Source organism: Comamonas badia DSM 17552, from assembly GCF_000484635.1.
GTDB classification, from domain to species: Bacteria; Pseudomonadota; Gammaproteobacteria; order Burkholderiales; family Burkholderiaceae_C; genus Comamonas_C; species Comamonas_C badia.
In genome coordinates, this window is sequence record NZ_AXVM01000001.1 from 31,996 (window position 1) to 58,515 (window position 26,520).

Genomic DNA, 26,520 nt, shown 5'->3' on the forward strand with positions numbered 1-26,520 from the left:
CGCCGCGCCGGAGTGGCTCGCACCTCTTGTGCGCGCAGGCGCGGTGCGACTCCAGGCAGGCGCGCACTTCCTTGTTGACCGGCGCATTGCAAATCGGTTTTATCGCGGCTGAAAATATGCAAAAACAGGGCTGCAACGCATACCGCACGGGCGATAAATACCCACTTATTAAGTGCATCAAGTCAACCCTGCATGGATGCTGCCATCGAACGATGCCAGCGCCGTCCTGAGCGCGTTCGCTGCCTCCAGCTGCGCGCGTCTGGCTGTTGCGGCCCGTGGCGAGCGAAAACGCGCGGCCATGGAGAAGATCGGCGCGACACTTGCCGAAGATTGCACCGACCCATTGCACCGGAAAACAAAAACGCTCTGATGTTCGTAGCATCAAAGCGTTGTATTCTGGTGGGTGATAGTGGGTTCGAACCACTGACCCCTGCCGTGTGAAGGCAGTGCTCTACCACTGAGCTAATCACCCGATTCTTCGCATTGCGCGAAGCGTTGGATTATGACACGGCTTTAACCGCATCCGTGGAAACCCGCCAGATCGTTTTTCCACCGCAGGCTTTGCCGAGTTCCATCAGAACGGCTTCGTGCGCCGCGGCTTCCCGGTCGTCTGCCTGCAGCACAGGCAAGTCGAAGCGGTGCAGATCCACCGCCTTGGTGTGTATCCGCTGCACCGAAGAAACCGCCCCCTCCGTAGACAGAAGCGACTCTTGTCCACGGGTCATATGGATGTAGACATCGGCCAGCAGCTGCGCATCCAGCAGGGCGCCATGCAAGGTGCGGGTCGACCGATCCACCCCCAGCCGGTCGCACAAGGCGTCCAGGGAGTTGCGTTTTCCAGGGAAAAGATCGCGCGCCATCAACAGGGTATCGACGACACCGGCCAGCCGCCCCTTCAAGGGAGGCTGCTTGATGCGCCCGAATTCCGCCTCCAGGAAACCCATGTCGAAACTGGCGTTGTGGATGATCAGCTCAGCCCCATCGAGGTAGCGCAGGATGTCATCCGCGCAGACTTCAAACCGCGGCTTGTCGCGCAAAAACTCGTTGGTGATGCCGTGGATTCGGATCGCATCTTCATGGCTGTTGCGGCCTGGGTTGAAGTACAGGTGCAGGTCATTGCCCGTCAAGCGCCGATGCACCAGCTCCACACATCCCAGCTCAATGACGCGATCGCCCTGCTCGGCCGACAGGCCTGTGGTTTCCGTATCCAGAACGATCTGCCGCATGGCGCGGCCTCAGACGCGAAAGCTCTCGCCGCATCCGCAGCGGTCGCGCTCCAGCGGATTGGTGAAGCGAAAGCCTTCATTCAGGCCGTCGCGTACGAAATCCACTTCGGTTCCGTCCACCAGTCCGAGTTTTTTTTCATCCACCAGCAACGTCACTCCGTGCGTTTCAAACGTCACGTCACCAGGCTGGGGCTCGTCGACATAGTCGATCTTGTAGGCGTAGCCCGAACATCCGGTGCTGCTGACGCCCAGGCGCACGCCCAGCCCTTTTCCCCTGTGCTGAAGCGAGGCAAGAACGTGACGGGCTGCGGTTGGTGTGAGTGTGATGGCCATGGTGGTCAAGCTGCCGCTTTTCTATCGATTTTTGACTGGTAGTCCTTTACCGCCGCCTTGATGGCTTCTTCGGCCAGGATGGAGCAATGGACCTTGAGGGGTGGCAAGGACAGTTCGCGGGCGATATCGGCGTTGCGAATCAGCGCTGCCGCATCGGGCGTTTTGCCATGCGCCCATTCCGCCACCAGGGAGGATGCGGCAATCGCCGGCCCGCTGCCGTAGGTTTTGAACCGGGCCTGGGCAATCAGCCCCGTGGCGGGATTCACCCGAATCTGCAATTTGATCACCTCCCCCGCACGGGGCGAGCCAACCAAAGCAGTGCCGACACAGGGATCCTCGGCGTCCAGAGAGCCTGCGTACCTCGGGTTCTCCGAGTAGTCGATAAGTTTTTCCGAGTACGCCATGGTCCGAGTGTAGCGAGCTCGCTCCTAATGCGCCGCCTCCCATTGCATGGCATCCACGTCAACGCCTTGCTCGTGCAATTCCCACAGTGGGCTGAGTTCGCGCAAGCGCTGGACGGTTGCGCGAATGGTCTGAATGGCGAAATCGATCTCCTCGATGGTCGTGAATCGCCCGGTCGTCATGCGCAGACTGCTGTGCGCCAGTTCATCGCTGCGCCCGAGCGCCTTGAGGACATAGCTCGGCTCCATGCTTGCAGACGTGCAGGCCGAACCCGACGAGACCGCCAATCCATGCAGACCCGCCATCAAGGCTTCACCCTCGACGTATTTGAAGCTCATGTTCAGGTTCTGCGGCACGCGGTGCTCCAGACTGCCATTGACGATCACTTCGCCCAGATCGCTCAGTCCCGCCAGCAAACGCTGCTGCAGCATGCGCGCATGAACATCCACTTCGTGCATTTCCCCCTGGATGAGACGAAACGCTTCTCCCATTCCAACGATTTGGTGCGTGGGCAGGGTGCCTGAGCGCAAGCCCCGCTCATGCCCGCCGCCATGCATCTGCGACACCAGCCGCACCTTGGGCTTGCGGCGCACATACAGCGCACCGATACCCTTGGGTCCATAGGTCTTGTGGGCCGTCATGCTCATCAGGTCGATCGGCAGCTGCTGCACGTCGATCGCCACCCGCCCCGTTGCCTGGGCCGCATCGACATGCAGGAGAACGCCTCTTTCGCGGCATAGCGCGCCTATGGCGGCAATGTCCTGAATGACCCCGATTTCATTGTTCACCCACAGGATGCTGACGAGAACCGTATCCACGCGCAGCGCCGCCTTCAGACGCTCCAGATTGACCAGCCCGTCAGGCTCCACATCCAGAAAAGTGACGTCGCAGCCCCGGCGCTCCAGCTCGCGCATAGTGTCGAGCGTCGCCTTGTGCTCGGTCTTGAGCGTAATAAAGTGCCTGCCCTTGGCTTCGTAGGCTTCGGCAGCGCCCTTGATGGCCAGATTGGTGGATTCAGTGGCGCCGCTGGTCCAGACGATTTCGCGCGGATCAGCGCCGATCAGGCCGGCCACATGGCCGCGCGCCTGCTCCACGGCTTCTTCGGCCTCCCAGCCCCAGGCATGGGTGCGTGAAGCCGGGTTGCCAAAATGTGCGCGCAGCCATGGAACCATCGCGTCCACGACCCGCGGGTCGCACGGCGTCGTGGCGCCGTAATCAAGATAAACAGGGAGTTGGGATTCAGCCATAGTGTGGCTGATTCTCGCCTTCCGTCAGGATTTTGCAAACGCAGCAGCGCCGAGCGCAAAAACCGAATTGGGTGCGTTCACGCGGATCGGCTTGACCACCGGCGTGGTGGAAATCGCGCGGCGCACCACGGGCCGTTCTTCCACGCGCAGGCCTTTTGCCAGCTGCTCATCCACCAGCTTCTGCAAGATGACGGAATCCAGGAACTCCACCATACGCTGGTTCAGCGCGGTCCAGAGATCGTGCGTCATGCACTTGCCGCCGCCCATGCCGTTTTCGTTACCGCCGCACTGCGTGGAATCAATGGGCTCATCCACTGAAACAATGATGTCCGCCACGGTGATCTCCGCCGCCTTGCGTGCCAGGGTATAGCCCCCGCCCGGGCCGCGCGTGGATTCCACCAGCTCGTGGCGGCGCAGCTTGCCAAAAAGCTGCTCCAGGTACGACAGTGAAATCTGCTGGCGCTGGCTGATCGCCGCGAGCGTGACCGGGCCACCGCTCTGGCGCAAAGCCAAATCAATCATGGCCGTGACGGCGAATCGTCCTTTGGTGGTGAGGCGCATGCAAGACTCCTTGGAGTGAAACGAATCTCAGCCTGGTAAATTGCCTGCTTGAACGTGGTACGGGTCCACCCAAGATGCCAATTACTCGACTGTTTTAAACGACTATAACATAAAGACTTAGTGTTTTTCTATGCTATTGAATCGGCATCCGATGCATCAGTCGATCCGAACAGCAAACTTCTGAGCGCAGTCAGCTGGTCGCGCGCTCTGGCAGCCTCTTCGAATTCCAGGTTGCGCGCGTGTTCGTACATCGCCTGCTCCAGCCGCTTGATTTCACGCGCCATCTCCTTCTCACTCATGTCTTCGACCCGTGCCCGCCGCAACGCCGCCTGAGCGGCTTTTTCCGCGTCGCGCCCGGCCTTTTCGCTGTAAACGCCATCGATCAGATCGCGCACCTGCTTGACGATGGCACGCGGCTCGATGCCGTGCTCCAGATTCCAGGCGGTTTGTTTCACGCGGCGGCGCTCGGTCTCCCCGATGGCCTTTTTCATCGAATCAGTGACGCGGTCGGCGTACAGAATCGCCTTGCCATGCAGGTTGCGCGCGGCGCGCCCTATGGTCTGGATCAGGCTGCGCTCGGCGCGCAGAAAGCCTTCCTTGTCGGCGTCCAGAATCGCAACCAGCGACACCTCGGGGATGTCCAGGCCTTCCCGCAGCAGGTTGATGCCGACGAGCACGTCGAACGCGCCCAGACGCAGGTCGCGGATGATTTCAACGCGTTCCACGGTATCCACGTCCGAGTGCAGGTAACGCACCTTGACGCCGTTGTCCGACAGGTATTCAGTGAGCTGCTCGGCCATGCGCTTGGTGAGCGTCGTGATGAGCACCCGCTCGCGCGCCCGCGTGCGTTCGCGGATTTCCTGCAGCACATCGTCCACCTGGCTGGTGGCGGGGCGCACCTCGATCTCGGGGTCGACGAGACCCGTGGGCCGCACCACCTGATCGACGATCTGGCCGGAATGCTGCTTTTCATAATCCGCCGGGGTGGCCGAGACAAAGATCACCTGGCGCATGCGGCGCTCGAATTCCTCGAACTTGAGCGGGCGGTTGTCCAGCGCCGACGGCAGGCGAAAACCGTATTCCACCAGCGTGGTCTTGCGCGAACGGTCGCCGTTGTACATGGCGTTGAGCTGCCCGATCATCTGGTGGCTTTCATCCAGAAACATCACCGTGTCCCGGGGCAGGTAGTCGGTCAAGGTGCTCGGCGGCTCACCCGGTGCCGCGCCCGAGAGGTGGCGGCTGTAGTTCTCGATGCCCTTGCAGTGGCCGACTTCACTCAGCATCTCGATGTCGAAGCGCGTGCGCTGCTCCAGCCGCTGCGCCTCCACCAGCTTGCCCTGGTCGATGAAAAATTTCACGCGCTCGACCAGCTCCTGCTTGATGGTCTCGACTGCTGCCAGCACCACATCGCGCGGCGTGACGTAATGACTGCGCGGGTAGACCGTGAAGCGCGGAATGCGCTGCACCACCTGGCCGGTGAGCGGATCAATGAGCTGCAGGCTTTCCACTTCGTCGTCGAACAGCTCGATGCGCACGGCAAGCTCGGAATGTTCGGCCGGAAACACGTCAATGGTGTCACCGCGCACACGGAACTGCCCGCGTGCGAAATCCATGTCGCTCCTCTGGTACTGCATGCGCACCAGCTGCGCAATCACATCGCGCTGGCCCATGGGGTCGCCCGCGCGCAGCGTCATCACCATGCGGTGGTAGCTCTCGGGGTTGCCGATGCCATAGATCGCCGAGACGGTGCCGACGATGACCACGTCGCGCCGCTCCAGCAGGCTCTTGGTGGCGGACAGCCGCATCTGCTCGATGTGCTCGTTGATGGCACTGTCCTTCTCGATGAACAGGTCACGCTGCGGCACATAGGCCTCGGGCTGGTAGTAGTCGTAGTAGCTCACGAAGTACTCCACCGCGTTCTTCGGGAAGAACTCGCGGAACTCGGAATACAGCTGCGCCGCCAGCGTCTTGTTGGGCGCGAAGACCATCGCCGGGCGCCCCAGGCGCGCGATGACGTTGGCCATGGTGAAGGTTTTGCCCGAGCCCGTCACGCCCAGCAGCGTCTGGAAGGACTCGCCATCGCGCACGCCTTCCACCAGCTTGGCTATAGCCTCAGGCTGGTCGCCTGCTGGCGGATAGGGCTGAAAAAGCTGAAAGGGCGAATCTGGAAACTGCACGAATTCGCCTGGGGTGGCAGGCGGTGCAGCGGCAACTTCTTGCATGGTGGACGTCAACGGCGCGCCGGGCGCGGTCGTTAAAATTTGCTGTGTTTCGCCATCGTAGCTGGTGGCGGCGCAGCCTTTCTTCAACTTCCAGGACCCATCATGTCTTTGTTTTCCGCCGTCGAACTGGCTCCCCGCGACCCCATTCTGGGCTTGAACGAGCAGTTTGCCGCCGACACCAACCCGAACAAGGTCAATCTCGGCGTGGGCGTGTATTTCGACGAGAACGGCAAACTGCCGCTGCTGGCCTGCGTGCAGGCGGCCGAAAAGACGCTGATGGCAACGCCCAAGGCGCGCGGCTACCTGCCGATCGATGGCATCGCGGCCTACGACAGCGGCGTGAAGAATCTGGTGTTCGGCGCCGACTCCGAGCCTGTCCAATCCGGCCGCGTTGCCACCGTGCAGGCCCTGGGCGGCACCGGCGCGCTCAAAATCGGCGCTGATTTCTTGAAGCACCTCAACCCCAACGCCAAGGTGCTGATCAGCGACCCGAGCTGGGAGAACCACCGCGCGCTGTTCACGCAGGCAGGTTTCGTGGTGGGCACCTACCGCTACTACGATGCCGCCACGCGCCAGCTCAACTTCGATGGCATGCTGGCCGACCTGCAGGCCGCCGCGGCGGGCACCATCGTGGTGCTGCACGCCTGCTGCCACAACCCCACGGGCTACGACCTCACGCCCGCGCAGTGGGAGCAGGTGATTGCAACCGTCAAGGCGCGCGGGCTCACGCCTTTCCTGGACATGGCCTACCAGGGCTTTGCCAACGGCGTGCAGGAAGACGGCGCGGTCATCGGCAAGTTTGCCGCCGCGGGCCTGAGCTTCTTCGTCTCCACTTCGTTCTCCAAGAGCTTCAGCCTGTACGGCGAGCGCGTGGGCGGGCTCTCGGTGCTGTGCACCAGCAAGGAAGAAGCCGCCCGCGTGCTGAGCCAGCTCAAGATCATGATCCGCACCAACTATTCCAACCCGCCCACGCACGGCGGCTCGGTGGTGGCAACGGTGCTGAACGACCCCACCCTGCGCGCGCAATGGGACCAGGAGCTGGCCGGCATGCGCACCCGCATCAAGGCGATGCGCCAGGCCCTGGTCGACGGACTGAAGGCCGCGGGCGTGCTGAGAAGCATGGATTTCATCACCACGCAGGTGGGCATGTTCAGCTATTCGGGCCTGAGCAAGGAGCAGATGGTGCGCCTGCGCGGCGAATTCGGTGTGTATGGAACGGACACCGGGCGCATGTGCGTGGCTGCGCTCAATGCGCACAATCTGCCGCATGTCTGCAAGTCGATTGCGGCGGTGCTGTAAGCTGCTGGCAACCCGCCTCATGACAAGCCGCCTTCGGGCGGCTTTTTCATAGTCGGACACCTCGCTGATCACGCTCCATGGAAAAACCCGACTCCCCGCCGCACACCCCCGTCATGGCGCAGTACATGGCGCTCAAGGCCCAGCACCCTGGGACGCTGCTTTTCTATCGCATGGGCGATTTCTATGAGCTGTTCTATGCGGATGCTGAAAAGGCCGCGCGCCTGCTCGACATCACGCTGACGCAGCGCGGGCAGTCGGCCGGTCAACCCGTGGTGATGGCGGGCGTGCCGTTTCACGCGCTGGAGAACTACCTGGCGCGGCTCATCAAGATCGGCGAATCGGTGGCGATTGCCGAGCAGGTCGGCGATGTCGCCGCGGCCAAGGGGCCGGTCGAACGCAAGGTGGTGCGGGTGGTCACGCCCGGCACGCTCACCGATACCGAACTGCTCAGCGACAAGAGTGAATCGCTGCTGCTGGCCGTGCACCAGGGCAAGCGCGCACGCTGCGGTCTGGCCTGGCTTTCGGTCACGCAGGGGCGGGTGTTTCTGGCCGAATGCACCCTGGATGCACTGAGCGGCTGGCTCACCCGCATCGCACCCAGCGAACTGATCCACAGCGCGGGCTGCACGCAGCGTTTTGAGCAGCAACTGCAGCTGCTGCGCACCAGCGGCGCCCTCGCCTGCCCGATCACACCGCGCCCGGACTGGCAGTTTGACGCCCCGCTGGGCGAGCGCACCCTGCTTGAGCACCTGGGCGCCGCCACGCTCGCCGCCTGGGATGCGCAGGATCTGCACGAGGCCCACGCTGCCGCGGGTGCGCTGCTGCAGTATGCCGAGCACACGCAGGGGCGCAGCATCACCCACCTGCACAGCATTGCGGTGCAGAAGAGCGATGCGCTCATCACCCTGCCCGCAAGCACGGTGCGCAATCTGGAGCTCACACGCACCTTGCGCGGAGAGGAATCACCCACCCTGCTTTCGCTGTTGGACACCTGCATGACCGGCATGGGCAGCCGCCTGCTGCGCGCCTGGCTGCTGGAACCCGCGCGCGATCGCAGCGCGGCGCGCCAACGCCTCGCTGCCACGCAGGCGCTGCAGTCGGGTCGCTGGCAGGCACTGCGCAGCGAACTCAAGGGCGTGGCCGATGTGGAGCGCATCAGCGCGCGCATAGCGCTGCGGCAGGTGCGCCCGCGAGAGTTGACGGCACTCACCCAAACGCTCCAAAAAACAGAGCTATTAGCGCATTATGGGCAGGCGCTGGAGCCCTTTTTGAATCAAATTTTCCAGCAACTGCAACCGCCTGTGGAAACCTCTGCCCTGCTGCAGGCAGCCATAGCCGGCGAACCGGCCGCGCTCATCCGCGATGGCGGAGTGATTGCCAGCGGGTTTGATGCCGAGCTCGATGAACTGCGTGCGATTCAGAGCAATTGCGACGGCTTTCTGCTCGACCTGGAAACGCGCGAGAAAGAACGCACCGGCATCCCCAACCTGCGCGTGCAGTTCAACAAGGTGCACGGGTTCTACATCGAGGTGACCGGCAGCCATCTGGACAAGGTGCCCGAGGACTACCGCCGCCGCCAGACGCTGAAGAACGCCGAGCGCTTCATCACCCCCGAGCTGAAAAGCTTCGAGGACAAGGCCCTGTCGGCGCAGGAACGCGCGTTGGCACGCGAGAAATGGCTGTACGAGCAGGTGCTGGACCAACTGCAGCCGCATATCGCGCAACTCACGCAGGTGGCGCAGGCACTGGCGCAGCTCGATGTGCTGTGCTGCCTCGCAGAGCGCTCGCTGACGCTGAACTGGTGCGCGCCGCAGTTTGTCAATGAGCCCTGCATAGACATCGGCGCCGGACGCCATCCGGTGGTGGAGGCGCGCCTGGCGCAGACCTCGGCCGGGGCCTTCATTCCCAACCACACACGCATGCACGCCAACCAGCGCATGCAGATCATCACCGGGCCGAACATGGGCGGCAAATCCACTTACATGCGCCAGGTGGCGATCATCGTGCTGCTCGCCAGCATGGGCAGCCATGTGCCGGCGAGCAGTTGCCGCCTGGGACCTATCGATGCCATCCACACCCGCATCGGCGCGGCCGACGATCTGGCCAACGCGCAATCGACCTTCATGCTGGAAATGGTGGAAGCCGCGCAGATCCTGCATGCCGCCACGGCGCAAAGCCTGGTGCTGATGGACGAAATCGGCCGCGGCACCAGCACTTTCGATGGCCTGGCGCTGGCCGGCAGCATCGCCACGCACCTGCACGACAAAAGCAAGGCCTTCACGCTGTTTGCCACGCATTACTTCGAGCTGACCGAACTACCCGCCACCGCCAGGCACGCGATCAACCTGCACGTGAGCGCGGTGGAGAACGGACAGGACATCGTCTTCCTGCATGAAATCCAGGCCGGGCCCGCCAGCCGCAGCTACGGCATCCAGGTGGCCAGGCTGGCGGGCATGCCCGCTGGCGTGCTGCACCACGCCCGCCGTGCGCTGGATGCGCTGCAGGCGCGTGCACAGGAGGCGCAGCGGCAGGTGGACCTGTTCACGCCGCCCCCCGCTCCGCCCGACAACCCGCCCAGCGCCGCCGAAGCCGCATTGGCGCAACTCAACCCCGACCAGCTCACGCCGCGCGAGGCGCTGGACGCGCTCTACCAGCTCAAAGGGCTGCTGCCGCGCCCCTCTGTATGATCGAACAGCCCGCCGCGGAGCAGCAGCAAGCCGCGGCCGGAAACATCCCGGGCGGCGCTGGAGCAAGCCAGTCCCGCCCTTGATCGACGCGGCCCCTGGGCTGTCCGCCAGCAAGGAAGAGGGATCAATGCAAACGCCGTTCGATCTGTCCGACCCGTACCGGGTGGGCTCCGTCGCCCTCAGTCCTGCCGACTCGAACCAGAGCCAGCGTGAAAAGCTCGCGCGCATCGTGCTCGATTCGATGTACCAGTTCGTAGGTCTGCTCGACGCGGACGGGCGAACGCTGGAAATCAACCGGGCGGCCCTGGACGGCGCGGGCCTGCGCATGGCCGATATCCACGGCAAGCCGTTCTGGGAGGCCCGGTGGTTCCAGGTTTCGCGGGACACGGTCGAGCTGCTGCGCAACTTCGTGCACCGGGCCCGCGACGGTGAATTCGTCCGCTACGACGTGGAGATATATGGACAGGCGGCCGGAGAAAAAACCATCATGGTGGATTTTTCGCTGCTGCCCGTGCGGGACGCGCGGGGCAAGGTGGTGTTTCTCTTGGCCGAAGGCCGCAACATCACGGCAAAGAAACATGCCGAGGCGGAGATCGCCCGCAAGAACGCCGAGCTTGAAAGCCTGTTGGAACGCATACGACAGCTTGACCAGGTCAAGAGTGACTTGTTCGCCAACGTCAGTCATGAACTGCGCACGCCGCTGACCCTGATCCTCGGCCCGCTGGAAGAACTGCTGGCACCGGATGCCGCGCCGCTCACCGGCGCGCAGCGCGAGCAGCTCGAACTCATGCAGCGCAGCGCTTTCACGCTGCTCAAGCACGTCAACGACCTGCTCGACCTGGCAAAGCTTGACGCGCGGCGCATGGACCTGCACTACGCTCGTATCGACCTGGCCGCCCTGGTACGCGACCAGGCGGAGCGCTTTCACGCCCTGGCGCCACAGCATGGGTTGCGGTACGTGATCTCGGCGCCCGAGGCACTGCCCGCAGTGCTCGACCCGGAGAAGACCGAACGGATCCTGCAGAACCTGCTGTCCAATGCGTTCAAGTTCACGCCCCCGGGCGGCCGGGTGCGCTGCGCCGTCCAACGCATCGGGCGCGAACGCTGTCTGTTTGAAGTGCAGGACTCCGGCCCGGGCGTACCACGGGACATGCGGCAGGCGATTTTCGACCGTTTTCGGCAAGCGCAGGCGGGCACGACACGCGATTTTGGCGGCACGGGGCTGGGCCTGGCCATCGCCAAGGAGTTCACCGAACTGATGCACGGCACGATCACCGTCACGCCGGCCACGGGCGGTGGCTCCATCTTCCAGGTGGAGCTGCCGCTGGCGCCGCCCCACGACGCGCCCATGGTGCCCATCGACCCGATCGACGGCCCTGCACCACGGCGGCATGCCCCGTCCCCGCCGCCGATCGCCGGTACGCTGGCCGAACTGGCACGCCCCGAGCGCAACGCAGCACCGGTGGAGGCGGCGGCGCCTGCAGGCATGGCCCGCATCCTGGTGGTGGAGGACGACGCCGGCACGCGGCGCTTCATCTGCGACTCCCTGCGCGCCGAGTTTGCCGTGGAGGCGGCGGCCGACGGCCAGGCGGCTCTGGAGGCGGCCATTGCCAGCCCGCCCGACCTGCTGGTCACCGATCTGATGCTGCCGCGCCTGGGTGGCGACCGGCTGGTACAGGCCCTGCGCGCCCATGCCGAGCTGAAAGAGATTCCGGTGCTGGTCCTGTCGGCGAAGGACGACGCAGCGCTGCGCGCCCGGCTGCTCGCGGGCGCAGTGCAGGATTACGTGACCAAGCCCTTCTCCGCGCATGAACTGCGCGCACGGGTGCGCAACCTCGCGACGATGAAGCGCGCCCGCGACGAACTGCGGCAGGAGCTGTTGTCGCAAAGCAGCGACCTGACTCAGCTCGCGCGCCAGCTCATCGACAGCCGGCGCGCCCTGCGGGCTTCCGAGCGCCGCTGGCGAAGCATTTATCAGCACTCGCCAGTAGGCATCGCCCTGGTGGGAGTCGGTGGCGCCATCCAGGCAGCCAACCCCGCCTTCAAGACCATGGTGGGTTATTCGGATGAGGAGATCGAAGCTCGTACCCTGCCGCGCATCACGCCGATAGAAGACCGAGCCGCCGCACAACGGCGCATCGATGGCCTGCTGACCAGCACGGCACGCGAAAACCACATGCAATGCCGCTTCCAGCACAAAGAAGGCGCCCTGGTGTGGGTCAACACCAGCGTGTCGCTCGTGCGGAGCGCTCCCGGCGATGAGGGCCTGCTGGTCGTGGTGGCGGAAGACATCACCGAACAGAAGCGGGCCGAGCAGGCCCTGGTTCGGACGCGCGCGGAACTGGCCCAGGTTTCGCGCGTCAGCTCACTGGGAGAGCTGGCAGCCTCGATCGCCCACGAGGTCAACCAGCCACTGGCCGCGATCGTGGCCAACGGGCAGGCCGGCATGCGGTGGCTGGACGCCCATCCTCCCAACCAAGAGGAGACCAGGACGGCGATGGGCCGCATCATCCGGGACGCCAACCGCGCCGGCGAGATCGTCTCTCGCATCCGCGGCTTCGTCCAGCGCCGTGAAACGCGGCACGCCCCGATGGACATCAACGACGCTATCCGCGACGTGCTCGAACTGGTGGGAGGCGAAGCGCAGGCGCGGCGGGTGGAGATCGTTCATTCGGCGCCACGTCCGCTGCCTCCTGTGAACGCGGACCGCATCCAACTGCAGCAAGTGCTGCTCAACCTCGTGATGAATAGCCTGGAGGCCATGGGACAGGGCGGCCCGCACACCATCGTTCTAAGCGCAGCGCCCTGCGCCGACAATTGCGTGCAGGTGAGCGTCAGGGACAGCGGGCCAGGCGTCGACCCCACTGTGGATGCCACCCTGTTCGAAGCCTTCCAGACCACAAAAGCCGACGGGATGGGCATGGGCCTGGCCATCAGCCGATCGATCGTCGAATCCCTGGGCGGGCGCCTGTGGTTCACACCGAACGATGGCCCGGGCGTTACCTTCAGCTTCGCCCTTCCGGCCGAAGCGCCAGAGGCACCGCGATGAGTGCGCCCGATGCGCTGGTCCACGTGGTGGATGACGACCTGTCCATGCGCGAAGCCGTCAGCAGCCTGCTGCGGTCGGTGGGTCTGCGGATCGAAACCTACGTCTCGGCCGCCGAATTCCTTGAGCGCTGGGTGCAGCCCTCCCGCCACCCCGAATGCCTGGTACTGGACGTACGCATGCCCGGCTTGGGCGGCCTGGAGCTGCAGCGGCAGCTGGGGCAGGCGCAGCAGCGGCTGCCCATCGTGTTCATCACGGCCCATGGTGACATTCCAATGACCGTCCGCGCGATGAAGGCCGGCGCGGTCGAGTTCCTCCCAAAGCCGTTCAGGGAGCAGGACCTGCTCGAAGCCATCGAGGCGTCGCTGGCCCGGTCGCGCGATGCGCTGCGCGACCACGAAGGCATGCGCGCCCTCCAGGCCCGATTCGACAGCCTCACGCCGCGCGAACAGGACGTGCTCCAGCTGCTCGCCCAGGGCCTGCGCAACAAGCAGACGGCCTATCGCCTGGGCATCACCGAGGTGACGGTGAAGGTGCATCGCCACAACATCATGGAGAAGACGCAGGCCAGCTCCGTCGCCGCGCTGATGGGCATGCTGGAGCGGCTGCGGCATGCCGGACCGAGATAAATTACGGGCGGCATAAACCAAAATCCAATGGTTTCGCGAGGGTGTTCTCTCTACATTGGTGAACGCGCGGGCTGATATGCCTGCGCCGTGTTCAACAATCACAGGAGACAAGCCCATGAAAGCCGCCGTGTACTACGGCCCCGAACAGATTCGGGCGACCAATATTCCCGATGCAGCGATCAAGCATGACCACGAGATGCTAGTGAAAGTGACAGCAACATCACTGTGCGGGTCAGACCTTCATCTCTATCGGGGCGCACTCGATCCGATCATGGAGAAAGGCAAGTCCCAGACGGGCCACGAACTCATCGGCGAGGTCCTTGATGTGGGCAGCTCGGTCGGCAAATTCCGCAAAGGAGACCGTGTCAGCGTCGCCTACAACTGTTCTTGCGGCTCCTGCTACATGTGCAAGGTCGGACAAACCGCGCACTGCGAGACCACGCAGAAGGCCGTGTATGGATTCGGCGTGCCGTTCGGCAATCTCAATGGGACGCACGCCGAAGCCATGACGATCCCTCACGCCGACGGCCATGCAATGAAGGTCCCGAAAGATATTCCCGACGCCGCGGCCTTGACGCTATCGTGCAATCTGCCGTCAGCCGTGATTGCCAACAGACTGGCCGACATCCAGCCAGGCGAGGCCGTTGCGCTGGTAGGTTGCGGGCCCACGGGGCTCATGTCGCTTGACATCGCGTTGATGCGAGGCCCCGGCCGCGTCATCGCCATTGACAAAGTGCCCCACCGTCTTGCTGCCGCTCGTGCCAAGGGCGCCTTGACCATTGACGCATCAGACCCGGGCTGGAAAGACAAGGCATTGGCAGCAAGCGATGGGCGCGGATTCGACAAGGTGATCGAAGTGGTCGGCCATGCAGAGACCTTGCAGATGTGCCTGGAACTCGTGCGGCCAGGAGGCACCGTCGCGGCTATTGGCGTGTTTACGCAAGACACGTTCAATCTCAACCTGGCCGATGTCTTTCTGCGCGATATCACGCTGCACATGAACGGCTTCGCCAATGTGCAGCCCGTCATGTGGGAAAGCCTGCGGCTGATGGAACGAGGTGTCATCAAGCCGGAGCAATACTTCTCGCACACCTATGCTCTCCAGGACATCGACAAGGCCTACGCCACCTTCCACCACAAATCCGATGGCGCAATGAAGATGCTTGTTCGCCCCTAGAGGGAATGGCATTTGCCTTGTCGCCCAGTCATGGCTGTAGCGCCTGGCTTGGGTGCGCGCCTGGGTCCTGGATGACTTCAGCCAAGGGCAGGGTCTGGCCGCCATTTTCGCATCCGTGGTCCGACGCGCCCCGTCCAGCGACCCATTTTGGCGCAAGCGATCAACCTGAACAGCCGTCGGCCGCCGCTTGCGGTTGATGTTCCATGACGAAAACCGCTTCGGCCTGATGGGCATGCCGCTGCGGTACTGAGTGCCGCATGGCAGGCGTCCGGTGTTCGGCCGGCGAACCGTTCCTGCCCATAACATGCTGCAGCTCTTCCTGCCGCCATACTGTTCAGGCCTGGACCCCGCCGAACACCTGCGGAACGCGCTGCGCGGGGACGGCTTTGCCAATCACGCCTTGGCCGACCTCGATACCGTCGAGCACGCACTCGCTGATGGACTGCAAGCGCTCGATGCAGAACCCTCGCGGACCCGGTGCATGACTGGACCCAAGCGGATGATTTCTATGGCATTGAACGCCATTTTGCGTGAACACCTGTTCAAAGTACAGGCCGCATAAACCAAAGTCCAATGGTTTTGCAAGGACGTTCTCCCTACATTCTTGGACGTGCGGGCTAACGCCCGCGCAGTGTTCAACAACCACAGGAGACAAACCCATGGCCTTGCTGGAACGCAGCGATTGGTACGACATCGCGCGCTGCACGAACTGGACCCCGACCTACGTCGAGGAAACACAACTCTTCCCGGACGTGATGACCGGTGCCATGGGTGTACCGATGGCACAGTGGGAAACCTACGACGAACCCTACAAAACCTCGTACTCCGAGTACGTGCGCATCCAGCGTGAGAAGGACGCGGGCGCCTACTCGGTCAAGGCCGCGCTGGAACGCAGCCGCATGTTCGAGCAGGCCGACTCGGGCTGGCTGTCCATCCTGAAGTCGCACTACGGCGCCATCGCCCTCGGCGAATACGCGGCCATGAGCGCCGAAGCCCGCATGACCCGGTTCGGCCGCGCACCCGGCATGCGCAACATGGCCACCTTCGGGATGATGGACGAGAACCGCCATGCGCAGGTCCAGCTCTACTTTCCGCATAGCTATTGCGCCAAAGACCGCCAGTTCGACTGGGCCCACAAGGCCTACCACACGAACGAATGGGGCGCCATCGCGGCGCGCCACGCCTTTGACGATCTGTTCATGTCGCGCAGCGCCACCGACATCGCGGTGATGCTGACCTTCGCGTTCGAGACCGGCTTCACCAACATGCAGTTCCTGGGCCTGGCTGCTGATGCCGCCGAGGCCGGCGACTTCACCTTCAGCAGCCTGATTTCCAGCATACAGACCGACGAGTCGCGCCACGCGCAGATCGGCGGCCCGGCGCTGCAGATTCTCATCGCCAACGGCCGCAAGGAAGAGGCCCAGAAGCTGGTGGATGTAGGCATCGCCCGTGCCTGGCGCCTGTTCTGCCTGCTGACCGGCACGGCCATGGACTACGCCACGCCGCTGGTGCATCGCAAGCAGTCCTTCAAGGAATTCATGCGCGAGTGGATCGTGGGCCAGTTCCAACGCAGCCTGCTGGACCTGGGACTTGATCTTCCCTGGTATTGGGACCAGATGATCAACGAGTTCGATTACCAGCACCACGCCTATCAGATGGGCATCTGGTATTGGCGCCCCACTATGTGGTGGAACGTGGCCGCCGGCGTCACGCCCGACTGCCGCGATTGGCTGGAGGAGAAATATCCCGGCTGGAATGACACCTTCGGCCAAGCCTGGGACGTGATCATCGACAACCTGCTGGCCGGACGCACCGAGCTGACGCTGCCCGAAACCCTGCCCATCGTCTGCAACATGAGCCAGATCCCGATCTGCGCCATCCCCGGCAAGGGCTGGAACGTCAAGGACTACCCGCTGGATTACAACGGTCGCACCTATCACTTCAACTCCGAGATCGACCGCTGGGTGTTTCAACAGGACCCGGTGCGCTACCGCGATCACCTGACACTGGTGGACCGCTTCCTGGCCGGCAAGATCCAGCCAGCCAACCTGATGGGCGCGTTGCAGTACATGGGCCTCGCACCGGGCGAAATCGGCGACGACGCGCACCAGTACGAATGGGTGGCCGCATACCGCGACAAGCGCCACGAGCGCAAGGCCGCCTGAACAACGCGAGGAGGAACGAAAAATGGCTCTATTCCCTTTGATATCCAACTTTCAGTACGACTTCGTGCTGCAGCTCGTGGCGGTGGATACCGAGAACACCATGGATGAGGTGGCCGCCGCCGCGGCTCACCACTCGGTGGGCCGGCGCGTGGCGCCGCAGCCAGGCAAGGTGGTTCGCGTACGCCGCAATGGCAGCGAGACCTTCTTTCCCAGAGAGGCCAAGCTGAGCGCGACCGACATCAAGCCGATGGAAGCGCTTGAGTTCATCTTCTGCGACGACTGACGGAGGCTCCATGGCATTTCGCAAAGCCTGCTCCCTGGACGAAGTCTGGGAAGGCGACATGACGGAGGTTGAGGTGGATGAGCACGTCGTGCTGCTCATCGGTCTCGAAGGCGGCGAGGTGCGCGCCTATCAGGGCGCTTGCCCGCACCAGGACATTCCGCTTTCCGAAGGGCGGTTCGACGGCCGGGTGCTGACTTGCCGCGCCCACCAGTGGACCTTCGACGCCAGCACCGGACAGGGCATCAACCCGGGCGATTGCTGCCTGGCCCAGTACCCGGTCCGAGTCGAGGGCGACGACGTGCTGGTCGACGTCGAGGGCGTGCAACCGCTGTTCGCGCATTCCTGAATCCAAGAAAGAAACACCATCCATGCAACAGAAAGAAACACACCAGGCCTATCGCAACAACCGCGTCGGTCCCGTGCTGCGCGCCGGTCCGCTGACGGAGGCCGTCGTCGAGGCCGCCGAGGAAGACAACCCCGGCAAGCAGATCCGCGTCGATGACAAGGGCGCCTACGTGCGCATAGATTGCGAGGGCGAGTTCATCCTGCGCCGTGAATCGCTGGAGCGCGCGCTGGGCCGGCCATTCCGCATGTCCGAGCTGGAGGTCGAGCTGAGCTCCTTCGCCGGGCGCATAGAAACCGCGGAAGACCGCGTGCGCTTCTATCTCGAAAAAACGCTTTGATCGGAGAACGGCATGACGCAAGCCCCTGAAATCCTCAAACCACTGAAGACCTGGAGCCACCTGGCGGGTCGCCGCCGCAAGCCCAGCGAATACGAAATCGTATCGACCAACCTGCACTACTCGACCAACAATCCCGACGCACCGTTCGAGCTTGATCCCGACTTCGACATGGCGCGCTGGTTCAAGCAGCACCGTAACCAGTCTCCGCTGGTTCACCCCGACTGGAATGCCTTCCGCGATCCGGACGAGATGGTCTACCGCACCTACAACATTCAGCAGGATGGGCAGGAGACCTACGTTCTCGGACTGCTCGACCAGTTCTCCGAACGGGGCCACGACGCGATGCTGGAACCCACCTGGGTCGGCAGCCTGGCGCGGCTGTACGCGCCGGCGCGCTACCTGTTCCACACGCTGCAGATGGCCTCGGCCTATTTGACGCAGATGGCGCCCGCCTCGACCATCTCCAACTGCGCCACCTATCAGGCGGCCGATTCGCTGCGCTGGCTGACCCACACAGCCTATCGAACCAAGGAACTGTCAAAGACTTTCCCGGACATCGGCCTGGGCAGTGGCGAACGCGGCTACTGGGAGAACGACCCCGCCTGGCAGGGTTGGCGCAAGCTGGTGGAGCAGGCACTGGTGGCCTGGGACTGGGGCGAGAGCTTCGCGGCCTTCAACCTGGTGATCCGCCCGGCCGTCGAGGAAGCGGTGCTGCGTGCACTGGGCGTGGCCGCCAGGCACAACGGCGATACCCTGCTCGGCCTGCTGACAGACGCCCAGCTGCTGGACGCCCAGCGCCACCGCCGCTGGGCCGGCGCCTTGGTGACGCTGGCACTGGAACAGCCCGGCAACCGCGAGGTGCTGGGCCGCTGGGTTGCCCGTTGGGAGCCGCTGGCCGACGAAGCCGTGCAAGCCTACTGCGGAGCGCTGCCCGACGCAGTCAATGCTGTCGAACGCGCGTCGGCCGCGGCGCGCGCCTTCAGGCAAGGGCTGGGCCTGTGAGCGGACGGCACGAAGCAACACCACCACGCCACCGCATCGAGATCGAGAACGGGCGAAGCTTTGAGGTTGGCCCGGAGGAAGATACTCTGCTGCGCGGCGCGCTGCGCGCCGGCGTGCCCTTCGCCTACGAGTGCAGCGTGGGTGGCTGCGGCACCTGCCGCTTCGAACTGCTCGACGGCGAGATGGCATCGCTGTGGGACGAGGCGCCGGGGCTGTCCGAGCGCGATCGCAGGCGCGGCAAGCGCCTGGCCTGCCAGTCGCGCCCCTTGGGCGACTGCCGCATCCGCATCCGCCTGGACGGCGGGGAAGCGCCAGCCGCCCAACCCCGCCGCATGTCCGCCACGCTCGCGAGCCGCCGCCCCATCAGCGCCGGCATGGTGGAACTGAGCTTCGCGATGCCGCAGCCTCCCGCGTTCCGGCCGGGGCAGTACGCGCTGCTCTTTCCGGCGGGCGTGCCAGGCGCCCGGGCCTATTCGATGTCCAACCTGGACGGCGATGGCCTGTGGCGCTTCATTGTCCGGAAGACGCCTTCGGGCCGCGGGAGCAGCGCGCTGTGCGATCACCTGCCGGTCGGCGCGCGCGTGGACATCGACGGCCCCTATGGCCACGCCTGGCTGCGACCCGCACCGCGTGACGTGGTCTGCGTGGCAGGCGGCTCGGGCCTGGGGCCCATGCTGTCCGTGGCGCGCGGCGTGCTGGCCGGCGATGGCTCGCGGCGGCTGCATTTTTTCCTCGGGCTGCGCACGGAGGCAGAACTCGATGCCGCGGCCGAGGCCGATTCACTGGACCAGGACCGCGCCACAACGACGGTGGTGCTGTCCAATCCACGGGAGCGTTCCGCCTGGCACGGGCCGAGGGGCTTCGTCCACGCAGAAGTTGAACGGTCGCTGTCCGCGCCGCTCGACCGGTTCGACTTCTACTTCGCCGGTCCGCCGCCGATGATCGAGGCAATGCAGGAACTGCTCATGGTCCGCCACCGCGTGCCCTTCGACCAAATCCACTTCGACCGTTTCGTTTGACGCCAGCACACTACTAGCGCCGGTCTGCCAGCGCATGCGCGATAGTGCCCAAGTCGACGTATTCCAGTTCGCTCCCTATCGGTACACCACGGGCGAGGCGCGTGACCTGCACGCCGCGGCGCTGCAGCGCTTGCGAGAGCGCATGAGCCGTCGCCTCGCCCTCGGCGGTGAAGCTGGTCGCGAGGATCACCTCACGCACCATGCCGTCACCGGCACGCTCCAGCAGCGGCTGCATGCCGATGTCGCGCGGGCCGATGCCATCGAGCGGCGACAGGCGCCCCATCAGCACGAAATACAGCCCATTGAACGCCCCCGTACGCTCCATCGCAGCCTGATCGGCCGGCGTCTCGACCACGCACAGGCGCGTGGCATCGCGCTCGGGGTCGCCGCAGATGGCGCAGACCGGAGCTTCGGTGAAGGTATGGCAGCGCTCGCAGTGTCCTACCCGCTCGCTCGCCTGCTCCAGGGCGCGCGCAAGTATTTGCGCACCCGGCCGGTCGTGCTGCAGCAGGTGGTAAGCCATGCGCTGGGCCGACTTGACACCCACGCCGGGCAAGCGCCTGAGCGCCTGGATCAGGGTTTCGAGACTGCCCGTATCCGACACGGCCTGCGTTTCGCGGTCAGAAAGGAAACTTCATTCCGCCCGGCAGACCTGGCATGCCTGCGGTGATCTTGCCCATCTTCTCCTGCGAAGTCTCCTCGGCCTTGCGCACGGCGGCGTTGAAGGCGGCCGCCACCAAGTCTTCCAGCATGTCCTTGTCATCCGCCAGCAGGCTGGGATCGATGGTGATGCGTTTGACATCGTGCTTGCAGGTCATCACCACCTTGACCAGGCCCGCGCCCGATTCGCCTTCCACCTCGATGTGCTCAAGCTCGTCCTGCGCCTTCTTGAGGTTGTCCTGCATGGCCTGCGCCTGCTTCATGAGACCGGCAAGCTGCCCTTTGTTGAACATGAATTTTTCCTTGTGAATTGAAATGGTTTATGCCAGCCTGACGCTGCCGGGTACGATTTTCGCCCCGAAATCGCGCATCAGCTGCTGCACCTGCGGATCATTGCGCACGATGGCCTCTGCCTGCGCCTGCTGCGCAGCGGCAGCCTGTGCATTGCGCCGCGCCGGGCTGTCGCTCACCTGCCCCATCTCAACGCTGATGGCATCGGCCTGTCCTGCATCCTGCAAGGCGGTGCACAGTCTTTCGCGCACCGTGGCCTGGTTCAGCGATGCGTTGTCCACGCGCAGATGCCAATGCTTACCATCGCGCGCCACCAGCTGCGATTGCAATGCCAGCTCGCGAGTGAGGGCGCTGATCTTTTGCTGCCCCACCAGCTCCTGCACCAGGGCATGCCAGAACGCACCTTCCTCGGTCGGACTCCATTGCGCATCCGCAACCGTTGCGCGGGCCGCCTCTAGCGCGGCTTCCTGAGGCACTTCGTGGACGGAGATTTCTATGGTTTCAATAGCGGTTGGCGCTTGTTCCTCGGGCGCTGGAAGTGGTTTTTGCACAAAATTCGTATCCGAACGCACAGGCAGGCGCAAAGGCGCACGCGTCTGCTCAACGATGGGCGCCTGCGCCACCGGCTCCGGCCCCGGGACAGGCACGGGCGCGGACAACGCCTCTTCAGGCGTCGTCAGCTTTTTTTTTTCAGCGGCGGCGCCCGCCGGTTTGAAAGCCAGCAGCCTGAGCAACACCATGGTCAGCGCCGAATATTCGTCGGGTGCCAAGCCAAGCTCATCCATGCCATGCAGGCAGATGCTGTAGAGCAACTGGGTTTCATCCGCAGGCATCGCCTGGGCAAGCCGTGCCAGCACTGCAGCATCCGGATCCGCATCACCCGCGGCGCTCTCTGCGTCCAAAACCGCCTGCAGCACGGCCATACGTTGCAGCACAGCCGCCATTTCCAGCAGGGTTGAAGTGGCGGACAGGCCTTGCAGCCGCAATTGCTCCGAAACTTGAACCACCGTGCGCCCATCGGCGCGTGCCAAGGCATCAATCAAGGCCAGCACATGGGAGCGATCGGCGCTGCCCAGCATCTGGCGCACCGCCGCTTCCTGCAGGCTGCCGCTGCCAAATGCGATGGCCTGATCGGTGAGGCTGAGCGCATCGCGCATCGAGCCGCGCGCAGCGCCGGCAATCAGCCGCAGAGCCTGCGGTTCAGCGGCAATCGTTTCGGCCTGCAGCACTTGTGCCAGATGGGTTTGGATGGTCTCTGGCGCCATGGGGCGCAGGTTGAACTGCAGGCAGCGCGAGAGCACCGTGACCGGCACCTTCTGCGGGTCGGTGGTCGCCAGCACGAACTTGAGGTATTCAGGCGGCTCTTCCAGCGTCTTGAGCATGGCATTGAACGCCGTGTTCGTGAGCATGTGCACTTCGTCGATCATGAAGACCTTGAAGCGCCCCTGCACCGGCTTGTAGACCGCCTGCTCCAGCAGACCCTGCACCTCATCGACGCCGCGGTTGGAGGCAGCGTCGAGTTCTATGTAATCGGTAAAGCGCCCGCCATCAATCGCCGTGCATGCCGCGCAAACGCCGCAGGGCTGTGCGGTGATTCCGCCCAGGCCATCGGCCCCAACGCAATTGAGCGACTTGGCCAGGATGCGCGACACCGTGGTCTTGCCAATCCCGCGCGTGCCCGTGAACATATAGGCATGGTGCAGGCGCTGCTGCGTCAGCGCGTTGGTGAGTGCGCGCACCACATGTTCCTGCCCCACCATTTCCGCAAAGTTGCGAGGACGGTATTTGCGGGCGAGCACAAGATAAGACATGGCGGCTGATTCTATGTGCGTTGATTCGTCTGGCCGGGCAATTTGCCCGCATACAATCGAAGGTGACGGGCCTCCCCGCATGGCGAAGCAGCCAACCGGGTCAGGTGGGGAACCAAGCAGCCCCAACTGTGGAACCAGTGCCGGGGGTAAGGCTCGTCACCTTCCTGGATTGCTCACACCATGAAAAAAGCCCCGCAAGCGGGGCTTTTTGCTGAATGCCACAGAAGGCGAATCAGTTGGCGCGGGTACCTACCACTTCGATTTCAACGCGGCGGTTCTTGGCGCGGCCTTCAGCCGTCTTGTTGCTGGCGATAGGCTGGCTCTTGCCCTTGCCTTCGGTATAGACGCGGTTCTTTTCGATGCCCTTGGACACCAGATAAGCCTTCACGGCTTCGGCACGGCGCACCGACAGTTTCTGGTTGTAGGCGACGGAACCGATGGAGTCGGTGTGACCCACGGCCACGATCACTTCCAGGTTGATGCCCTTGATCTTGGAGACCAGGTCATCGAGCTTGGCCTTGCCTTCGGGCTTCAGGACAGACTTGTCGAAGTCAAAGAAGGCATCGGCGCCGTAGGTGACCTTGCTGGCCACGGCAGGAGCGGGTGCCGGAGCGGGTGCCGGAGCAGCGGCAGGCGCCGGAGCAGCAGCCGGAGCGGGGGCAGCAGCAGCCTTTTGCAGCGCGCCGTCGCAACCTGCGGCAGCGGTGGCGGGCGTCCAGGTGGCATCGCGCCAGCACAGTTCGTTGGTGCCGTTCTTCCAGACCAGCTCGCCGGTGCCATTCACCCAGTTGTCAATCACTTTGCCGCCATCGGCCGCCTTGACTTGGGCAGTGGCCGAAGCAGCCAGCACGGCAGAGGCCAACAGCACTGCCACTTGGTTCAGTTTTTTCATGGTTCTCCTCTTCGGAAATAAAAACCGCAGCCGCGCTGCGAACAGAACACGTCGTCAGTGAACCGCACTAAAAACGTTGGGGTGATTGTGCCACAGGCGCTACCAATAATGCGTTGGTGAACGCGCATGGGCGTCGCCTGCGCTACGGACAAACCGCAACCTGTTGCCCAATAGCCACAAATGCTTACCCCTAAAATCCCCCCAATCCCGGAGTTTTGATCGCTTGTGATGCCTGAGTTCGCCAAAGAGACCCTGCCCATCAGTCTTGAAGAGGAAATGCGCCGCAGCTACCTCGATTACGCGATGAGCGTGATCGTGGGCCGCGCCCTCCCCGACGCCCGCGATGGCCTCAAGCCCGTGCACCGGCGCGTGCTGTTCGCCATGCACGAGCTGAACAACGACTGGAACCGCCCGTACAAGAAGTCGGCGCGTATCGTCGGCGACGTCATCGGCAAATACCACCCGCACGGCGACAGCGCGGTGTACGACACCATCGTGCGCATGGCGCAGGATTTCTCGCTGCGCCACATGCTGGTCGATGGCCAGGGCAACTTCGGCAGCGTGGACGGCGACAACGCCGCCGCCATGCGCTACACGGAAATCCGCCTGTCCAAGATCGCCCACGAAATGCTGGCCGATATCGACAAGGAGACGGTGGACTTCGGCCCCAACTACGACGGCAGCGAGCAGGAGCCGCTGGTGCTGCCCAGCCGCATTCCCAACCTGCTGGTCAACGGCAGCGCCGGCATTGCCGTGGGCATGGCGACCAACATCCCGCCGCACAATCTGAACGAAGTCGTTGACGCTTGTTTGCATTTGCTGCGCAGCCCGGAGGCAACGATAGACGAGCTGATGGAGATCATCCCGGCGCCCGATTTCCCCACGGCCGGCATCATCTACGGCATCACCGGCGTCAAGGATGGCTACCGCACGGGCCGGGGCCGCGTGGTGATGCGCGCCAAGGTGCATTTCGAGGACATCGACAAGGGCCAGCGCCAGGCCATCATCGTCGACGAGCTGCCCTACCAGGTGAACAAGAAGACGCTGCAGGAGCGCATGGCCGAGCTGGTGCACGAGAAGAAGCTCGAAGGCATCAGCCACATCCAGGACGAGTCGGACAAGTCCGGCATGCGCCTGGTGATTGAATTGAAGCGCGGCGAAGTGCCCGAGGTGGTGCTGAACAACCTGTACAAGCAGACGCAGCTGCAGGACACCTTCGGCATGAACATGGTGGCGCTGGTCGACGGCCAGCCCAAGCTGTGCAACCTGAAGGACTTGATCGAGGTCTTCATCGGCCACCGCCGCGAGGTGGTGACGCGGCGCACCGTGTTCGAGCTGCGCAAGGCACGCGACCGCGGCCATGTGCTCGAAGGCCTGGCCGTGGCGCTGGCGAATATCGACGAATTCATCCGCATCATCCGCAATGCGCCCACGCCGCCGGTGGCCAAGGCCGAACTGATGAGCCGCAGTTGGGACAGCCAACTGGTGCGCGAGATGCTGACGCGCACACGCGCAGACGGCGGCGTGGTCAACGCCGACGACTACCGCCCCGAAGGGCTGGAGCGCGACTTCGGCATGGGCGCGGACGGCCTGTACCGCCTGTCGGACACGCAGGCGCAGGAGATTCTGCAGATGCGCCTGCAGCGCCTGACGGGCCTGGAGCAGGACAAGATCGTCGCCGAGTACAAGGACATCATGGCGGTGATCGAGGATCTGCTCGACATCCTCGCCAAGCCCGAGCGCGTGGCCGTGATCATCGGCGACGAACTCACCGCGGTGAAAACCGAATTCGGCCAGACCAAGCTCGGCGCGCGCCGCTCAGAGGTAGAACACAGCGCGCAAGACCTGTCCACCGAAGACCTGATCACGCCCACCGACATGGTGGTGACGCTCTCGCACACCGGCTACATCAAGAGCCAGCCCCTGTCCGAATACCGCGCGCAAAAGCGCGGCGGGCGCGGCAAGCAGGCCACCGCCACCAAAGAGGATGACTGGATAGACCAGCTCTTCATCGCCAACACGCACGACTGGATTCTGTGCTTCTCCAACCGGGGCCGCATGTACTGGCTCAAGGTGTGGGAGGTGCCCGCCGGTTCGCGTAACTCGCGCGGGCGGCCCATCGTCAACATGTTCCCGCTGCAGGACGGCGAGAAGATCAACGTCGTGCTGCCGCTCACCGGCGAGATGCGCAGCTTCCCCGCCGACCACTACGTCTTCATGGCGACCCGCATGGGGACGGTGAAGAAGACGCAGCTGGCCGATTTCAGCAACCCGCGCAAGGCCGGCATCATCGCCGTCGGCCTGGACGAGGGCGACTTCCTCATCGGCGCGGCGCTGACCGACGGCGCGCACGACGTGATGCTGTTCTCCGATGGCGGCAAGGCCGTGCGCTTTGACGAAAACGACGTGCGCCCCATGGGCCGCAACGCGCGCGGCGTGCGCGGCATGATGCTGGAAGACGGCCAGAGCGTGATCGCCATGCTGGTGGCCGAGGACGAATCGCAAAGCGTGCTGACCGCCACCGAGAACGGCTTCGGCAAGCGCACCTCCATCGTGGAATACACGCGCCACGGCCGCGGCACCAAGGGCATGATCGCCATCCAGCAGAGCGAACGCAACGGCAAGGTGGTGGCCGCCACGCTGGTGCACGCCGACGACGAGATCATGCTGATCACCGACACCGGCGTGCTGGTGCGCACCCGCGTCGCCGAGATCCGCGAGCTGGGCCGCGCCACGCAGGGCGTGACGCTGATCAACCTGGACGAAGGCGCACAGCTCATCGGCCTGCAGCGCATTGCCGAGAACGATGCGGGCGACGACAGCGCCGAAAGCGAAGCCACGAATTGATAGCTACCAGCGCTTGACAGACAAGTGCTGAAGCCACT

Annotated in this window: 24 protein-coding genes, 1 tRNA gene and 1 other RNA gene; 15 read left to right on the top strand and 11 right to left on the bottom strand. The window is 64.0% G+C overall.

Annotated features, from left to right (window positions below; all coding sequences use genetic code 11):
• Window positions 1-196 precede the first annotated feature (196 nt).
• Window positions 197-370, top strand: a complete 174-nt coding sequence (locus tag K320_RS18890) for a hypothetical protein (RefSeq protein WP_156913763.1) — start codon at window positions 197-199, stop codon at window positions 368-370.
• Window positions 371-397: 27 nt separating this feature from the next.
• Here K320_RS18890 and K320_RS0100175 read toward each other — a convergent pair.
• The 7 genes from K320_RS0100175 to uvrB all read right to left on the bottom strand — a co-directional run bounded on the left by K320_RS0100175 (window position 398) and on the right by uvrB (window position 5,991).
• A tRNA-Val gene (locus K320_RS0100175) sits at window positions 398-472 on the bottom strand.
• A gap of 28 nt (window positions 473-500) precedes the next feature.
• The gene (dnaQ, locus tag K320_RS0100180; protein ID WP_024536888.1) at window positions 501-1,226 is read right to left on the bottom strand and encodes a DNA polymerase III subunit epsilon; all 726 of its coding nucleotides are present in this window, start codon (window positions 1,224-1,226) and stop codon (window positions 501-503) included.
• A 9-nt stretch (window positions 1,227-1,235) separates the two neighbouring features.
• Window positions 1,236-1,559 (bottom strand): HesB/IscA family protein, encoded by a 324-nt coding sequence (locus K320_RS0100185; RefSeq protein ID WP_024536889.1) that lies wholly within the window; start codon window positions 1,557-1,559, stop codon window positions 1,236-1,238.
• 5 nt (window positions 1,560-1,564) lie between these two features.
• Window positions 1,565-1,963 (bottom strand): iron-sulfur cluster assembly scaffold protein, encoded by a 399-nt coding sequence (locus K320_RS0100190; RefSeq protein ID WP_024536890.1) that lies wholly within the window; start codon window positions 1,961-1,963, stop codon window positions 1,565-1,567.
• A gap of 24 nt (window positions 1,964-1,987) precedes the next feature.
• A complete protein-coding gene (locus tag K320_RS0100195) occupies window positions 1,988-3,208 on the bottom strand; it encodes an IscS subfamily cysteine desulfurase (RefSeq protein ID WP_024536891.1) in 1,221 nt (406 codons plus the stop codon).
• A 24-nt stretch (window positions 3,209-3,232) separates the two neighbouring features.
• Window positions 3,233-3,769: an Rrf2 family transcriptional regulator gene (locus tag K320_RS0100200; protein ID WP_024536892.1), complete on the bottom strand. Its 537-nt coding sequence runs from the start codon at window positions 3,767-3,769 to the stop codon at window positions 3,233-3,235.
• A 128-nt stretch (window positions 3,770-3,897) separates the two neighbouring features.
• A complete protein-coding gene (gene uvrB, locus K320_RS0100205; RefSeq protein ID WP_024536893.1) occupies window positions 3,898-5,991 on the bottom strand; it encodes an excinuclease ABC subunit UvrB in 2,094 nt (697 codons plus the stop codon).
• Between the two features lie 102 nt (window positions 5,992-6,093).
• Here uvrB and K320_RS0100210 point away from each other — a divergent pair, with 102 nt between their 5' ends.
• From K320_RS0100210 to K320_RS0100265, 12 genes are all read left to right on the top strand, one after another.
• A complete protein-coding gene (locus K320_RS0100210; RefSeq protein WP_024536894.1) occupies window positions 6,094-7,290 on the top strand; it encodes an amino acid aminotransferase in 1,197 nt (398 codons plus the stop codon).
• A gap of 77 nt (window positions 7,291-7,367) precedes the next feature.
• On the top strand, window positions 7,368-9,977 hold the full coding sequence (mutS, locus tag K320_RS0100215) for a DNA mismatch repair protein MutS (RefSeq protein WP_024536895.1): 2,610 nt from the start codon (window positions 7,368-7,370) through the stop codon (window positions 9,975-9,977).
• A gap of 127 nt (window positions 9,978-10,104) precedes the next feature.
• The gene (locus K320_RS0100220) at window positions 10,105-13,026 is read left to right on the top strand and encodes an ATP-binding protein (protein WP_156913765.1); all 2,922 of its coding nucleotides are present in this window, start codon (window positions 10,105-10,107) and stop codon (window positions 13,024-13,026) included.
• Entirely contained in the window at window positions 13,023-13,652 is a 630-nt protein-coding gene (locus K320_RS0100225; protein ID WP_024536897.1) for a response regulator transcription factor, read from the top strand. The genes K320_RS0100220 and K320_RS0100225 overlap by 4 nt, the downstream gene beginning before the upstream one ends.
• Window positions 13,653-13,767: 115 nt before the next feature.
• Window positions 13,768-14,829, top strand: coding sequence for an alcohol dehydrogenase (locus tag K320_RS0100230; RefSeq protein ID WP_024536898.1), 1,062 nt, complete (start codon window positions 13,768-13,770; stop codon window positions 14,827-14,829).
• A gap of 304 nt (window positions 14,830-15,133) precedes the next feature.
• Window positions 15,134-15,391, top strand: coding sequence for a hypothetical protein (locus K320_RS18895; RefSeq protein ID WP_156913767.1), 258 nt, complete (start codon window positions 15,134-15,136; stop codon window positions 15,389-15,391).
• A gap of 97 nt (window positions 15,392-15,488) precedes the next feature.
• Window positions 15,489-16,994, top strand: coding sequence for a ferritin family protein (locus K320_RS0100240; protein ID WP_024536899.1), 1,506 nt, complete (start codon window positions 15,489-15,491; stop codon window positions 16,992-16,994).
• A gap of 22 nt (window positions 16,995-17,016) precedes the next feature.
• Window positions 17,017-17,277, top strand: a complete 261-nt coding sequence (locus tag K320_RS0100245; RefSeq protein WP_024536900.1) for a toluene-4-monooxygenase system B family protein — start codon at window positions 17,017-17,019, stop codon at window positions 17,275-17,277.
• A 10-nt stretch (window positions 17,278-17,287) separates the two neighbouring features.
• Window positions 17,288-17,623 (top strand): Rieske 2Fe-2S domain-containing protein, encoded by a 336-nt coding sequence (locus K320_RS0100250; RefSeq protein WP_024536901.1) that lies wholly within the window; start codon window positions 17,288-17,290, stop codon window positions 17,621-17,623.
• A 22-nt stretch (window positions 17,624-17,645) separates the two neighbouring features.
• The gene (locus tag K320_RS0100255) at window positions 17,646-17,960 is read left to right on the top strand and encodes an MmoB/DmpM family protein (protein ID WP_024536902.1); all 315 of its coding nucleotides are present in this window, start codon (window positions 17,646-17,648) and stop codon (window positions 17,958-17,960) included.
• A gap of 12 nt (window positions 17,961-17,972) precedes the next feature.
• Entirely contained in the window at window positions 17,973-18,962 is a 990-nt protein-coding gene (locus K320_RS0100260) for an aromatic/alkene monooxygenase hydroxylase subunit beta (RefSeq protein WP_024536903.1), read from the top strand.
• On the top strand, window positions 18,959-19,981 hold the full coding sequence (locus K320_RS0100265) for a 2Fe-2S iron-sulfur cluster-binding protein (RefSeq protein ID WP_024536904.1): 1,023 nt from the start codon (window positions 18,959-18,961) through the stop codon (window positions 19,979-19,981). Before K320_RS0100260 ends, K320_RS0100265 begins: the two co-directional genes overlap by 4 nt.
• A 13-nt stretch (window positions 19,982-19,994) precedes the next feature.
• On the opposite strand, the gene recR is transcribed toward K320_RS0100265, so the two are convergent.
• Genes recR through dnaX form a run of 3 tightly spaced genes read right to left on the bottom strand, consistent with a single transcriptional unit; the run spans window position 19,995 to window position 22,743 of the window.
• The gene (recR, locus tag K320_RS0100270; RefSeq protein WP_024536905.1) at window positions 19,995-20,585 is read right to left on the bottom strand and encodes a recombination mediator RecR; all 591 of its coding nucleotides are present in this window, start codon (window positions 20,583-20,585) and stop codon (window positions 19,995-19,997) included.
• A 16-nt stretch (window positions 20,586-20,601) separates the two neighbouring features.
• The gene (locus K320_RS0100275; protein WP_024536906.1) at window positions 20,602-20,934 is read right to left on the bottom strand and encodes a YbaB/EbfC family nucleoid-associated protein; all 333 of its coding nucleotides are present in this window, start codon (window positions 20,932-20,934) and stop codon (window positions 20,602-20,604) included.
• A 27-nt stretch (window positions 20,935-20,961) separates the two neighbouring features.
• The gene (gene dnaX, locus K320_RS0100280; RefSeq protein WP_024536907.1) at window positions 20,962-22,743 is read right to left on the bottom strand and encodes a DNA polymerase III subunit gamma/tau; all 1,782 of its coding nucleotides are present in this window, start codon (window positions 22,741-22,743) and stop codon (window positions 20,962-20,964) included.
• Between the two features lie 64 nt (window positions 22,744-22,807).
• Here dnaX and ffs point away from each other — a divergent pair.
• An RNA gene (gene ffs / locus K320_RS18495) (signal recognition particle sRNA small type) lies at window positions 22,808-22,904 on the top strand.
• Between the two features lie 71 nt (window positions 22,905-22,975).
• Here the strand turns inward: ffs and ompA are convergent.
• On the bottom strand, window positions 22,976-23,635 hold the full coding sequence (gene ompA, locus K320_RS0100285; RefSeq protein ID WP_024536908.1) for an outer membrane protein OmpA: 660 nt from the start codon (window positions 23,633-23,635) through the stop codon (window positions 22,976-22,978).
• A 228-nt stretch (window positions 23,636-23,863) separates the two neighbouring features.
• On the opposite strand from ompA, the gene gyrA reads away from it, so the two are divergent.
• The gene (gene gyrA / locus K320_RS0100290; protein WP_024536909.1) at window positions 23,864-26,482 is read left to right on the top strand and encodes a DNA gyrase subunit A; all 2,619 of its coding nucleotides are present in this window, start codon (window positions 23,864-23,866) and stop codon (window positions 26,480-26,482) included.
• The last annotated feature ends 38 nt before the right edge of the window (window positions 26,483-26,520 follow it).